The 11,904-nt window shown below is 74.8% G+C and carries 13 protein-coding genes; 4 read left to right on the forward strand and 9 right to left on the reverse strand.

All coding sequences use genetic code 11. The features are described 5' to 3' along the window. Positions 1 to 2 precede the first annotated feature (2 nt). From AC5L3Z_RS22375 to AC5L3Z_RS22385, 3 genes are all read left to right on the forward strand, one after another. A complete protein-coding gene (locus AC5L3Z_RS22375) occupies positions 3 to 2,447 on the forward strand; it encodes a DEAD/DEAH box helicase (protein ID WP_494844780.1) in 2,445 nt (814 codons plus the stop codon). A 320-nt stretch (positions 2,448 to 2,767) separates the two neighbouring features. Next, positions 2,768 to 2,974: a hypothetical protein gene (locus AC5L3Z_RS22380; RefSeq protein WP_334613985.1), complete on the forward strand. Its 207-nt coding sequence runs from the start codon at positions 2,768 to 2,770 to the stop codon at positions 2,972 to 2,974. A 46-nt stretch (positions 2,975 to 3,020) separates the two neighbouring features. Next, positions 3,021 to 3,599, forward strand: coding sequence for an LURP-one-related family protein (locus tag AC5L3Z_RS22385; RefSeq protein WP_494844782.1), 579 nt, complete (start codon positions 3,021 to 3,023; stop codon positions 3,597 to 3,599). A gap of 123 nt (positions 3,600 to 3,722) precedes the next feature. Here AC5L3Z_RS22385 and AC5L3Z_RS22390 read toward each other — a convergent pair whose 3' ends face one another. The 7 genes from AC5L3Z_RS22390 to ssd form a co-directional block, all read right to left on the reverse strand. Beyond that, entirely contained in the window at positions 3,723 to 4,118 is a 396-nt protein-coding gene (locus AC5L3Z_RS22390) for an Rv3654c family TadE-like protein (RefSeq protein WP_494844784.1), read from the reverse strand. Continuing rightward, the gene (locus AC5L3Z_RS22395; RefSeq protein ID WP_494844785.1) at positions 4,115 to 4,483 is read right to left on the reverse strand and encodes a TadE family type IV pilus minor pilin; all 369 of its coding nucleotides are present in this window, start codon (positions 4,481 to 4,483) and stop codon (positions 4,115 to 4,117) included. The genes AC5L3Z_RS22390 and AC5L3Z_RS22395 overlap by 4 nt, the downstream gene beginning before the upstream one ends. Continuing rightward, on the reverse strand, positions 4,480 to 4,647 hold the full coding sequence (locus AC5L3Z_RS22400) for a DUF4244 domain-containing protein (protein ID WP_120727603.1): 168 nt from the start codon (positions 4,645 to 4,647) through the stop codon (positions 4,480 to 4,482). Before AC5L3Z_RS22400 ends, AC5L3Z_RS22395 begins: the two co-directional genes overlap by 4 nt. Before the next feature lie 22 nt (positions 4,648 to 4,669). Beyond that, positions 4,670 to 5,419 carry a type II secretion system F family protein gene (locus AC5L3Z_RS22405; RefSeq protein ID WP_494844786.1) on the reverse strand — a complete coding sequence of 250 codons (750 nt, stop codon included), beginning with the start codon at positions 5,417 to 5,419 and terminating at the stop codon, positions 4,670 to 4,672. Next, positions 5,419 to 6,255 (reverse strand): hypothetical protein, encoded by an 837-nt coding sequence (locus AC5L3Z_RS22410; protein WP_494844787.1) that lies wholly within the window; start codon positions 6,253 to 6,255, stop codon positions 5,419 to 5,421. The genes AC5L3Z_RS22405 and AC5L3Z_RS22410 overlap by 1 nt, the downstream gene beginning before the upstream one ends. A 326-nt stretch (positions 6,256 to 6,581) precedes the next feature. After that, positions 6,582 to 7,793: a TadA family conjugal transfer-associated ATPase gene (locus AC5L3Z_RS22415; RefSeq protein WP_494844789.1), complete on the reverse strand. Its 1,212-nt coding sequence runs from the start codon at positions 7,791 to 7,793 to the stop codon at positions 6,582 to 6,584. Next, positions 7,790 to 8,845 (reverse strand): septum site-determining protein Ssd, encoded by a 1,056-nt coding sequence (gene ssd, locus AC5L3Z_RS22420; protein WP_494844874.1) that lies wholly within the window; start codon positions 8,843 to 8,845, stop codon positions 7,790 to 7,792. Before ssd ends, AC5L3Z_RS22415 begins: the two co-directional genes overlap by 4 nt. 449 nt (positions 8,846 to 9,294) lie before the next feature. Between ssd and AC5L3Z_RS22425 the strand changes: the two genes are divergently transcribed. After that, a complete protein-coding gene (locus AC5L3Z_RS22425) occupies positions 9,295 to 10,116 on the forward strand; it encodes a VHL beta domain-containing protein (protein ID WP_494844790.1) in 822 nt (273 codons plus the stop codon). A gap of 99 nt (positions 10,117 to 10,215) precedes the next feature. On the opposite strand, the gene AC5L3Z_RS22430 is transcribed toward AC5L3Z_RS22425, so the two are convergent. Continuing rightward, positions 10,216 to 10,737: a hypothetical protein gene (locus AC5L3Z_RS22430; protein ID WP_494844792.1), complete on the reverse strand. Its 522-nt coding sequence runs from the start codon at positions 10,735 to 10,737 to the stop codon at positions 10,216 to 10,218. 350 nt (positions 10,738 to 11,087) lie between these two features. Continuing rightward, positions 11,088 to 11,723 carry a peptidase associated/transthyretin-like domain-containing protein gene (locus AC5L3Z_RS22435; protein ID WP_494844794.1) on the reverse strand — a complete coding sequence of 212 codons (636 nt, stop codon included), beginning with the start codon at positions 11,721 to 11,723 and terminating at the stop codon, positions 11,088 to 11,090. Positions 11,724 to 11,904: the final 181 nt, after the last annotated feature.

Raw genomic sequence — 11,904 nt, forward strand, 5'->3', positions numbered from 1 at the left:
ACGTGAAGCGCGCAGCCACCGTATCCGCAGGCCCCGGCTCCGGGCGGTCGCCCGCCGAGCTGCTGGGCCGGCTGCGCGCGCGGCACCACGACGCCGACCCGGTCACCCACGTCGAGCGCGTCCCGGCCCGCGCCGGAGAGCCGGCGCCCTGGCCGACCTGGGCGCCGCCGGAGCTGCGGGCGGCGCTCGCCGGGCGCGGGGTCGTCGCCCCCTGGCGGCACCAGGCCGAGGCCGCCGAGCTGGCGTACGCGGGCACGCACGTCGTGGTGGCCACCGGCACCGCCTCCGGCAAGTCGCTGGCGTACCAGCTGCCCGCGCTGGCCACCCTGCTCGCCGACCCCCGGGCCACCGTGCTCTACCTGGCCCCGACCAAGGCGCTCGCCGCCGACCAGCTCCGGGCCGTCGCCGGGCTGGAACTCGACGGGGTACGCCCCGCCTGCTACGACGGGGACACCCCGCGCGCCGAACGGGAGTGGATCAGGAAGCACTCCCGGTTCGTGCTGACCAACCCGGACATGCTGCACCACGGCATCCTCCCCGGGCACGCCAACTGGGCCGGCTTCCTGCGCCGGCTCACCTACGTGGTGATCGACGAGTGCCACACCTACCGGGGCGTCTTCGGCTCCCACGTCGCCCACGTGCTGCGCCGGCTCCGGAGACAGTGCGCGAAGTACGGACGTACCCCGGTCTTCGTCCTGGCCTCGGCGACGTCGGGTGACCCGGCGACGGCGGCCGGCCGGCTCACCGGCCTGCCCGTGACAGCCGTCACCGAGGACACCTCCCCGCGCGGCGGGGTGACCTTCGCCCTCTGGGAGCCGCCGCTGCTCCCGTCCGACGCCGCCACCGGCGCGGCCGACCTCGTCCAGGTCCGCCGGTCGGCGCTGCGCGAGACCGCCGACCTGCTCGCCGACACCGTCGCCGAGGGGGTACGCACGCTCGCCTTCGTCCGCTCCCGCAAGGGCGCCGAGGTGGTCGCGGCGAACGCCCGCCGGTCCCTCGACGAGGCGGTGCCCGGGCTCGGCGACCGGGTCGCCGCCTACCGCGCCGGCTACCTGCGCGAGGAGCGGCGCGAGCTGGAACGGGCGCTGCTCCACGGCGACCTGCTCGGGCTCGCCTCCACCAACGCCCTCGAACTCGGCGTCGACCTGGTCGGGCTGGACGCGGTGCTGATCTGCGGCTGGCCGGGGACCCGGGCGTCGCTCTGGCAGCAGGCCGGGCGGGCCGGACGCTCCGGCGACGAGGCCCTGGCCGTGCTGGTGGCCCGGGACGACCCGCTCGACACCTACCTGGTGCACCACCCGGAGGCGCTGTTCGGGCGGCCGGTCGAGGCGACCGTGCTCGACCCCGCCAACCCGTACGTGCTCGCCCCGCAGCTGGCCTGCGCCGCCGCCGAGGCCCCGCTCACCCGCGCCGACCTGGAACTGTTCGGCGAGGGCGCGAAGGAGGCGGTGGACTCGCTGGTCGAGGCGGGCGCGCTGCGGCAACGGCCGACCGGCTGGTACTGGCGGCACCGGGAACGGCCCGAGGTGGACCTGCGCGGCGAGGGCGGGGCGCCGGTCGCCGTGGTCGAGGCGTCCACCGGGCGGCTGCTCGGCACCGTCGACGGCGGCTCGTCCCACTTCCTCATCCACGCCGGCGCGATCTACCTGCACCAGGGCGTCTCGTACGTGGTCGACTCGCTGGACCTCGACGACGGGTGCGCACTGGTGCACGCCGAGGAGCCGGACTGGTCCACCCACGCCCGCGACGTCACCTCGCTGTCGGTGGTGTCGGTGCGCTCGTACGTGGACGCCGGGCCGGTCGGCATGTTCCTCGGCGAGGTGGACGTGACCAGCCAGGTGGTGTCGTACCAGCGGCGGCGGATCGCCTCCGGCGAGGTGATCGACACCCGGCCGCTGGACCTGCCGGCGCGGGAGCTGCGCACCGTGGCGGTCTGGTTCACCGTGTCGCCGCAGTCACTGGCGCTGGCCGGCGTCGAAGCCGCCGACATCCCCGGCGCGCTGCACGCCGCCGAGCACGCCGCGATCGGGCTGCTGCCCCTGATGGCCACCTGCGACCGCTGGGACATCGGTGGGCTGTCGACCGCCCTCCATCCGGACACCGAGGCGCCCACCGTCTTCGTCTACGACGGCCATCCCGGCGGGGCGGGCTTCGCCGAGCGGGCGTACGGAACGGCGGCGGCCTGGCTGCGCGCCACCCGCGACGCGATCGCCGAGTGCGGCTGCGAGTCGGGCTGTCCCTCCTGCGTCCAGTCCCCCAAGTGCGGCAACGGCAACAACCCGCTGTCGAAGCCGGACGCGGTCCGGGTCCTCGACGTGGTCCTGGCCAACCTGCCGCCCTCAACCGACACCGACGCCGCGTCCGGGGGGCCGGGGCCGGCGCTGCCGCGCCAGGACGACCGGGCGGCGGTCCGGCCCATGCCGCACCCGGGCGTCGACGCCGACTGACCTGCGCAACGCCCTCACGATCCACACCGTTCCCGCGCGGAATCGGGGTATCCCGCGTCTCGGACACCCCCGTTTGCCGCAACCGGAGTTGACCATGCCCCGCTCCGGGGCGCCGCGCGTCGGGGTGCCGCGCGTCGGGGTGCCGATCTCCAGGCTTCCGCTCTGCGCGGGTTTCGCTCTCCAGGGCGTCGCTTCCCGGGGTGTCGCTCTGCGGGATGTGTGCATGACCGGCGCGGCTGGTGGGCATTGATGCATGGGAGCGCTTCCATGCCGGGGCGCCGGAATGATTCCTGTCGTTCTTCCTGTCGGAGGAGGAAGCCGTGGCCGACACCATCGCCGAGACCGTCGACCTGCTCTACACGATCGATCAGGAGAAGCTCACCCCCGACCAGCAGATCGCGCTCGCGTCGGCGCTGGCCGGCCTGGCCCAGGCCGAACGCCTTGAGCAGATCAACGAACGGCTGCGCGGCATCCATCAGGTGCTCCAGGCATGGGCGCTCAAGGCGACAATCGAGGGCGGGCGCTGAACGGCCGGTTGTGCGAGACTCCGGCGCACCCTTCGGAGGAGATCCCATGCAGCTCGACAATTTGCAGAGCCAGCACCAGTTCCACATCCGGCAGCGGCTCCGGATGATGGTCAACCAGTACGAGGTCCGGGCCGTGGCGCCGGACGGCACCGAAGGCGAGCTGCTCGCGTTCGCGCAGCAGAAGCGGCTCGCCTTCAAGGAGCAGGTCACCCTCTACACAGACGACTCGAAGCAGCAGCCCCTGCTCGGCTTCAAGGCCCGGCAGCGGCTCGACCTCGGCGCCACGTACGACGTGACCGACCACGCCGGCAACCCGCTGGGGTCGTTCCGCAAGGACTTCGCCCAGTCGCTGCTGCGCTCCACCTGGCACGTGGAGCAGCCCGGCCTGCCGCAGGTCACCGGGCAGGAGCGGAGCATGCCGGTGGCGCTGCTGCGCCGGTTCGTCGACTCGCTGTCCTGGTTGCCGTACCACTTCGACTTCGTCGGCGGCGGCCAGCCGTTCTTCTCGGTGGTCAAGAAGTGGGGCCTGCGCGACCGGTACGTCGTCGAGGTGCAGAACCCTCAGATCGACCGCCGCCTGGTGATCGCCATGGCGATCGGCCTGGACGCGCTCCAGTCCCGCTGATTTCAGCCCGGCGCCACAGGCGGCACCCGGGTCGACGGACTGCCGACCCGGACGGGGCCGCGCCCAGGGGCACGGGTAGACCCGTCCGTGGGGCGCGGCCCATCGACCGGGTCGTCCAGGGCCTCAGCCGCGGATCGGGCCGGCGCGGGCGGTGGCGGTGGCCGCCCGCCGGAGTCCCGGCAGAGGGGTGACCGCCACCTCCACGGTGACGAGCACGTCGAGGCCGTCCAACCGGCAGCGGGTCAGGCGGGCGCCGTTCGCCCGTGCCAACTCGTCCGCCGCTGCGCAGGCCACCCCGTCGCCGCGCAACGCCTGACCCGCTCCAGCGAGCGCGCCGAAGTCGGCGCCGACCCGAGCCTGCTGCCGCGCGACCCGGGCGGCGCCGACCGCCGCGCCGGAGACGCCGGCCGTCACGAGGACCAGACCGACGGCCAGCAGGCAGACGGTGGCCCCACCCCGGTCGTGGCCGGGCGACCGCCGCGCCCGCCCGGCGTCCCGTGTCTCCTCCCGGTCCGTCACGGCCGCGCCACCGGCGTACCCGGTTCGACGGCGGCCACCGCGGTGGCGGCAACCGTGATCCGGGGCAGCCGGGCGCCGAGCACCCGGACGGGTGCCCGCACCGACGCGGTGACCCGGTCCCCGTGCACCGAGACCGAGACGGTCGCCCCCGTGGGTGCGGTCCGCGACCCGGCGGCCGTCCCACTGTCGCCCCGGGAGGCGGCGAGCGCCGCCTCCCGGGCGGCGTCCAGGCACGCCGCCTTCGTGGTGACCGCGTCGACGGCGGTGAGGCCGGTGAGCAGGAGCAGGAGCAGCGCCGGCAGGCCGGCCGCCAGCTCCGCGGTGAAGGAGCCCCGGTCGCGGCCGGCCGGCCGGCGCGATGTCACTTCAGCGCCCGGTCGATGACCGCGGTCAACGCGGACTGCACGTTGCCGGAGGTGAGCACCTTCAGCAGGATGCCCGCGAAGGCGACCGCGGCGAGAGTGCCGACGGCGTACTCGGCGGTGTTCATCCCGGCGTCCCCGCGGAGCCGGGCGATGAGTCTGCGCATTGCCGTTCCTTTCTGGATGTTGTCAGAGCACGTCGCCGAGGACGGCGACGATCACCGGCACCAGACCGGCGAGAATGAAGGCCGGGAGGAAGCAGAGCCCCAGCGGCAGCACGATGAGCACCCCCGCCCGGCGGGCCGCCGCCTCGGCGGCGGTGGAGCGGTCGGCCCGCAGATCGTCGGCGACCCTGGTCAACGCCCCGGCGAGGGCGGCACCGCTGTTCGTGGACCGCACCGCGGCGGTGACCATGCGGTCCGCACCGGGCACCGGCCCGAGATGGGCCCACGCCTCCTCCGGGCCCCCGCCGAGCAGCAGGGTGCGACCGATCCGCCCGAGTCGTTCGGCGAGTAGCCCGTCGAGCGCGTCGGTCACCGCGAGCACCGCGCGGTCCACCGGCGCACCGGCGCGTAGTGCCGCCGCCAACAGGTCGGCGGCGAGCGGAAGGTCGGCGGCCTCCCGGAGCCGGCGGTCCCGGGCGGCCCTCGGTTCGATCCGCCGGAGCAGCGGATCCGCGACCAGGGCGGTGACGGCTCCGGCGAGCCATCCGGACGCACCGCCGAGCAGCACCGCGACCGCCAGCCCGGCCAGGCCCGCACCGAGGCGGGTCCGGTCCGGCCACCAGGGTGGGTGGTTACGCCCGGCCACCGGCACGGAGACCTGCCCGGTGCCCAGCCCGCGCAACCGCTCGGCCGGGCGGCTCCCCGACCCACCGAACAGGATCACCAGTAACGCCGCGGCGACCAGGCAGCCGACGGCCAGTGCCTGCCGGGGCATCAGCCGTCACCCGCCGGTGAGCGGCCGAGCCGCTCGGCCCAGAGCAGCCCGACGACCTGCAGCCCCATCGCTGTGACGGCGCAGGCGGCCCCCAGCGGGGTGTGCAGCAGTACGGAGAGCGGGTCCGCGCCGATGCCGTAGCCCAGGCCGATCCCGCCCAGTGGCAGCGCGGCGAGCAGCAGCGCGGTGGCACGTGCCCCGGCCGCCTGCGCGGACGCGGCGGCGAGCCCGCGGTCCAGCGATCGGGCATCGGCCTCGATCCGCTCCAGAAGTTCGGCCAGCGGCGCACCGGTCCGGTCGGCGAGCCGCACGGCGGCCCGGGTCAACCGGGTGAACCGGTCCGCGTCGCCGACGTCGCCGGTCGACAGCTCCGGGACGGGCCGGCCGGCTCGCAGGTCGGCGGCGAGCGCGCTGAGCTGGTCCAGGCGACGGCGTCGCTCCCGCAGCGCGAGCCGTCCGGCCCGCCGCCCGAGCGCGGCCCGCGCCCCGAGGACGCCGTAGCCGGCGAGCACGGTGCCACCGACCGGCCCGGCGGCGGTGGCGCCGAGCAGCCCAGCGACCACCCCGACGAGGACCAGGGCGCGAACCCGGTCTGCGGCCATCGCCGCCCCGAATGCCGAATACGACGTCCACGCCCGGAGGGCGGCCGGTAGACGACGCCCGAGCGCGCCGAGCAGGTCCACGTTGGCCCGGCCGGACGGCCGGACCTCGGGCGGGACGGCGCCGGCCAACGGATCGAGGGTCGCGACCGGGCGGCGCGAGTCCCGCCGGCCGGGCGGACGGGGCGAGTAGGGCCGTTCCCGGCCCGGTGTCGGACCGGTGACCCGACCCCCCACCGGGACACCTGCCACCTGGCCGGACGTCCGCCGGCTCCCGGGACGCTCTCCTTCCTGGGTGATCGCCGGGACCGGCGGAGCGTGCCCGACCGGTGGGGTCGGTCGGCCGGCCAGCGGTGGACCGGAGCCGGGTCGGCGTCCGGGGCGGGACGACCGGTCCGGCGCGGTGCCGTCCCGCCCGGAACCGTCGGCCGTCGTAGGCGCCGGCACACCCGGGGTTCGGACTCCGAAGAGGGCGCGGCGTCGGCGTCGGATGTCGCGGACCGGCCAGGCCACCACGGTGGCGGCGGTGACCAGGAGCGCCGCCACGAGCCACAGCGCGGGCGTCATGCCGGCCCCGCCGAGCCGGGCCAGGGTTCGCAGAGGATCGGGGGCACCGTCACGCCACGGTCCCGCAGCAGGGTGGCCAGCGCCCGCCCGGCCAGCCCCAGTCCTCGTCCCCGGATCCACGCCGGCGCCACGGTGACCAGCCGTTCCGAGCCCTCGGGCAGCAACAGGCAGATCGACTCCAGGACCCGGCCACGCGGTGCGCGGCGTACCTGGAGGAGCACCTGGAGCGCCGCGGTCACCTGGGCGTGCAGCGCGGCCCGGGGAAGCCCGCCGAGCAGGCCGAGCGCCTCCAGCCGGGCCGGTACGTCCGCCGGCGTGTTGGCGTGCAGCGTGCCGGCGCTACCATCGTGGCCGGTGTTCAGCGCGGCCAGCAGGTCGACCACCTCGCCGCCCCGGCACTCCCCCACCACCAACCGGTCCGGTCGCATCCGCAACGCCTGACGGACCAGCTCACTGAGCCCCACCGCGCCCGACCCCTCGACGTTGGCGGTCCGGGCCTGCAACCCCACCACGTGCGGGTGCACCGGGTGCAGCTCGGCGGCGTCCTCCACCAGCACGATCCGCTCGGTCGGCGGCACCAGCCCGAGCAGCGTGTTGAGCAGCGTGGTCTTGCCCGACCCGGTGCCCCCGGTGACCAGGTACGCCAACCGGGCCGCCACCACCGCGGCCAGCACCGGGGCCACGGGACGCGGGACGGTGCCATGGCGTACCAGCTCGTCGAGGGTGAACGGGCGCTGCCGGAAGGTGCGCAGGGAGAGGTACGGCCCGTCGGTCGCCACCGGCGGCAGCACGGCGTGCAGGCGGGTGCCGTCCGGCAGCCGCGCGTCCGCGTACGGGGAGCCGTCGTCGAGCCGGCGGCCCGCCCCGGCGGCGAGCCGCTGCGCCAACCGCCGGACGTCGTCGACGGTGCCCAGGGGCACCGCCACCTGACGCAGGCCCTCTCCCCGGTCGACCCAGACCCGGGTGCCGTTGACGAGCACGTCGGTGACGCGGGGGTCGGCCAGCAGCGGGGCGAGCGGCCCGGCGCCGACCAGGTCGTCGCGGACCCGGTCGGCGATCCGCAGCAGGGCGGTGTCGCCGAGAACGGCGGCGGCGGGCTCGGCGCGGACCGCGGAGACGATCGACGCCGGGGTGACCGGCGTGTCGGCGCCGGCCATCCGTTGCCGGACCCGGGCGGAGAACTCCTCCGGGTCGGGGCGGGCGGTCACGCCGCACCCGGCAGGGGCACGCCGGTCAACTCGGTGACGATCCGCCGGCACAGCGCGGCGAGTGGTCCCCGCCCCGCCCCCGCCGGCGCTTCGCCCCGCTCCAGCCCCCGGCAGAGCGCGGGCTCGGGTCGCAACGTGCCGGCCAGCGGGAGCCCGAGGGCCCGGGCGACCTCGGTCGCCTTCAACCGGCCGGGGGCGGGACCGCGCACGATCACTCCCAGCGCCGCGCAGTGCGGCGCGGCGGCGGCAACCACCCGGGCCGCGGCCGCGGTGGCCCGCAGTTCGGCCGGCACGACGACGTACGCCTGGTCGGCGGCCTGCAACGCGACCACGGCGGCCTCGTCGAGTTGCCGGGGCACGTCGATCACCACGAAGTCCCGGCCGCGGCGGGCGGCGTCCACCGTGGCGGCCATCGCCTGGGCCGGCAGCGGCAGCAGGTCGCCCCGGTCCCAGGAGAGCACCACCAGGTCACCCCGGCTGGGCAGGGCGCGCACCAGCGCCGGAGCGTCCACCCGCCCGTCCGCGGCGGTGAGCGCCGGCCAGCGGAGTCCGTCCAGTTCCTCCCAGCCGAGCACCAGGTCGAGCCCGCCGCCGAGCGGGTCGGCGTCGACCAGGAGGGTGCGCAGCCGCGCGCGGGCGGCGGTGACCGCGAGCCCGCCGGCGAGGACGCTGGCACCGGCACCGCCCCGGCCGCCGAGCACCGCGACGGTCCGGCCCGGCCCGCCGTGCGGGCCGGGCTGGCCGCACTCGGTGAACCGGTCGACGAGCCACGGCTCGGCAGCGGGCAGGGTGGCGACATGCTCGGCGCCGATCAGCTCGGCGACCTCCCAACGAGGGTCCAGCTGGCCGGAGCGGCCCACCAGCACCATCCGCGGTCGCCGGGGCAGCCGGGCCCGCAGGCACGCCTCGGCCTGGTCGCAACCGACCAGCACCAGGGGTGCGGGTAGCCAGCGGGCCCGCGCGGCGACGGGATCGGCCGCGAGCTCGACCTCCGTGCCGCCCGCTGCGGCCAGTCGCAGCAGCTCATCGAGCAGGTCACCGTCCGAGGTCACCACCAACGGCAGGCGCCGGTGCGGTGGGAGGGTGGTACGGGGTGGCATCACGGCCTCCAGCAGTCGGGCTCGGGGGTGCTGACCGAAACCCTGCGCCGGAGACGGAACCGTCCGCCGCCCTGACCCCCGTACCTGTGGACAACGGGCGCGGCTGTGGAAAACCCTCGTGCGAACAATCGATCTGCTATGGACGGTGCTGCCAGCCCCACCACATCGGGACGGGCAACAGCGCCGGAGCGCGGCTGCCCGTTACGCGGCCTTCGCGGGTCGGGCAGACAAATGACCGATCGACCCCACGGCTCCCGCCGAGGTGCGGAGCACATCGCAAAATGGCTGGTCGACACTGCCGGTTCGCCACCCGTCGAGCCATTGACCGCGGGGCTCGTCCTGCGCCGATAATCGGACCCCACGCCACCGCCGGAGGTGGCCCCGCGTACTCGGAACGGGACATGGCCGACTCACCGGACGGCACGCAGGACGCGGAGCCCAGCCTGCGGATCGGCGGCTGGTTGCCGCCGGCACGCCAGGGCGGCGCACCGCCGTCGTACCCTCCGGCCGTCCATGACGGGCGGCACCGCGCCGAGGCGACGCTCGGACCGGCGATGCCTCCACCGCACCCCGGTCACGGGCTCGCCGACACGCCCGGCGGACCCGCGCGGAGCCTGGTGCTGGCCGGCGTCGCGGTGGCCGCGGTGGCCACGCTGGCGTTCGCGCTGTCACCGTTCTGGTCGTCCCGGCAACCGGTGGACGCCGCGGCGCCGGCCGCGCCGGCCGTCGGCGCCGCCGACCCGGCGGTCTCCGAGCCGCCGAGCACCCCGCCGACCTGGACCTTCTCCCCCGCCCCCGCGTCGCTCTCCACCCGCGCCGCGCTGCCCACCCGGGCGGCGCCCGCGCCGACCCGGCGGCCGGCGAGAACACCCGGCGGTACGACCACCGGCCCCCGCCCGTCGACCAGCCCGCCGAAGCCCCCGGCGGAGCAGCGGCGCCCCGACGAACTGCCGCCGCTGCCGCCCTCTGAGGAATCGGAGCTGCGCTCCAGCGGTGGCGGGCGGGAGACGTTCGTCGACTTCGTCAACGCCCGGGACGCCCAGGTCGTCGTCCACTGGCTGGACTACGGCGGCCACCGGCAGCGGTACGCGGTGCTTCAGCCCGGGCAGGCGTACCGGCAGCACACGTACGTGGGGCACCCGTGGGTCGTCACCGACGCGGGCGGTGACGGCCTGGCCTGTTTCCTGCCGGCCGCCGAAACCAGAAAGGCGGTGGTCAGATAGGGAGGCCGTCGAGGAGATACCCGCGCCGTGAACAGCGGTTGTGTGCTCTCAAGTGATCCGGATCCGGTCAGGCTGGTCGCGTTCGTCTCGGCTCAAGCGTCAGGCTGTCGTGTTCGCAGTCCTAACGGGAGCGGTTGCTCGTGTGACGGATCGCCGGACCGTGCCGGCGATGAAGGCGACCATGGCGGTGGGGACGCCGATGCCGATCCCGATCAGGAGCGCCGACGAGTCGTCGGTGGCAAGGACCACCCCGAAGCCGACAGCGACCAGTCCGCCGGTGACGGCGACGACCTGGCCGATGAGGCCGAGACGCCGGGCCACGCCGAGCAGGTTCACGTTCATGCCGCCCGGCCGGCAGGCGGTGGCGGCGAGCAGCGCGGCCAGCGCGGTGAGTCCGAGCGCCGCAGCTGCTCCGAGGCTTCCTGGCACAGCTGGCAGCGCGATCCGCTGTCCTCCTGCTACCGACATGATCGACAACAGGAAGGCACCTGCCGCGCCGAACAGGAGCAGGCCGCTGAGAAGCGCCAGAAGGATGTACATGCGCCTGAGGGCGGCGACAGCGCCGGGCGGGAGAAGGGGCCCCGTGGGGTGGTAACTCATGCCCGGGTGTGTGCCGCTCATCAGTGCTTCATCCGCCCGTCCCTGCCAACACCATCGCTGCGGCTGCCGTCTTCGAGGTCTGTCGTGGTGGATCGGGGCCACGGGCATCTCAGGTAAGGCTCATGGCCTGATCGAGAATCCCACCGGCTGACGCTGACCGTAGGGGTAGGGGCGGCGCGGGACAAGGCCGTCAATGCTCACTGACGTTCTGAGGAGTTGGCGCGAGGCGAACCGGTGATTGCGGGTGCCGTCAGGTGCTCCCAGACGCCGCCCTCCATGTCAGCCTTCCCCCGGAGCCGGCACGACGACGGCCCCGGCGTGGAGGGCCGGGGCCGTCGAGCGAGTCACCTCATCGCGATGCGTACTGGTCATCAGCTCCCGGAGTCTGGGAACAGGTAAAGGTCGAACCACAGTCCCTGACCGTCGACCTCCAGCGGCTGGCTGCTGCCCGACAGGCTCGGCGGACCGGCGTAAGTACCGGTCAGCGTGTACAGGCCCGGGTCAACGGCGAACTGGTAGCTGCCGTCGGAGCCAGTAACGACCTCGATCCCGGCCGGCTCCAGCCGGATCGTCGCCCCCACCACCGGCAGCCAGGTGTTCATGTCGAACGCCTGGCCCCTCAGGCTCCACAGGACGGACACCGTGAAGGAGCCCTGGTTCATCGGACTGAGCCGGCCGTGGCGGTCGACCGCCACCGCGTACACCGGACGCTCACCGCTCACGTTGCCGACGTCGATCGTCACAGTGGCCGCACCATCAGACCCCGCCGGAACCACGTTGCCCAGGTTGGTGCCGCCAACGCTGTACCGGTAGCTGGTCACCGAGGTGTCACCGTTCGCGTCAAACCTGACGGCGATCTGCCCGCCCTCGACCACTCTGTCGCCGTTAGGGAAGCTGATCGTCGGCTGGAGGGGCGCCTTGGTCTTGACCGACCGCGTTACGGCCGCGGACGCGGGCGGCGCCAGCAGCGTCGAACCGGCGGCCAACAGCACCAGCGAAGCGGTCATCGCAACGATGGCACGGTGAGCAAGACGAGTGCGCGCACCCGATATTGATCCGATTAGCATTCAAGCCCCCGAGACATCAGACGTCACAGCGTGATCAAGCTAGTCGGCAAGGATCTTCGTCAACATTCCTTCAGCTGGAATGGTCCGCTGTTTTTTCGGGTGATCCCGGTCGCCGTCGATG

The sequence above is a fragment of the Micromonospora sp. LZ37 genome (assembly GCF_059359015.1).

Bases quoted from the DNA above. Each gene is read 5' to 3' on its own strand.
- AC5L3Z_RS22385 (WP_494844782.1), top strand. From the start codon at position 3,021: ATGCAGCTCGACAATTTGCAGAGCCAGCACCAGTTCCACATCCGGCAG.
- AC5L3Z_RS22400 (WP_120727603.1), bottom strand. From the start codon at position 4,647: ATGCGCAGACTCATCGCCCGGCTCCGCGGGGACGCCGGGATGAACACC.
- AC5L3Z_RS22405 (WP_494844786.1), bottom strand. From the start codon at position 5,419: ATGCCCCGGCAGGCACTGGCCGTCGGCTGCCTGGTCGCCGCGGCGTTA.
- AC5L3Z_RS22425 (WP_494844790.1), top strand. From the start codon at position 9,295: ATGGCCGACTCACCGGACGGCACGCAGGACGCGGAGCCCAGCCTGCGG.
- AC5L3Z_RS22430 (WP_494844792.1), bottom strand. From the start codon at position 10,737: ATGAGCGGCACACACCCGGGCATGAGTTACCACCCCACGGGGCCCCTT.
- AC5L3Z_RS22435 (WP_494844794.1), bottom strand. From the start codon at position 11,723: ATGACCGCTTCGCTGGTGCTGTTGGCCGCCGGTTCGACGCTGCTGGCG.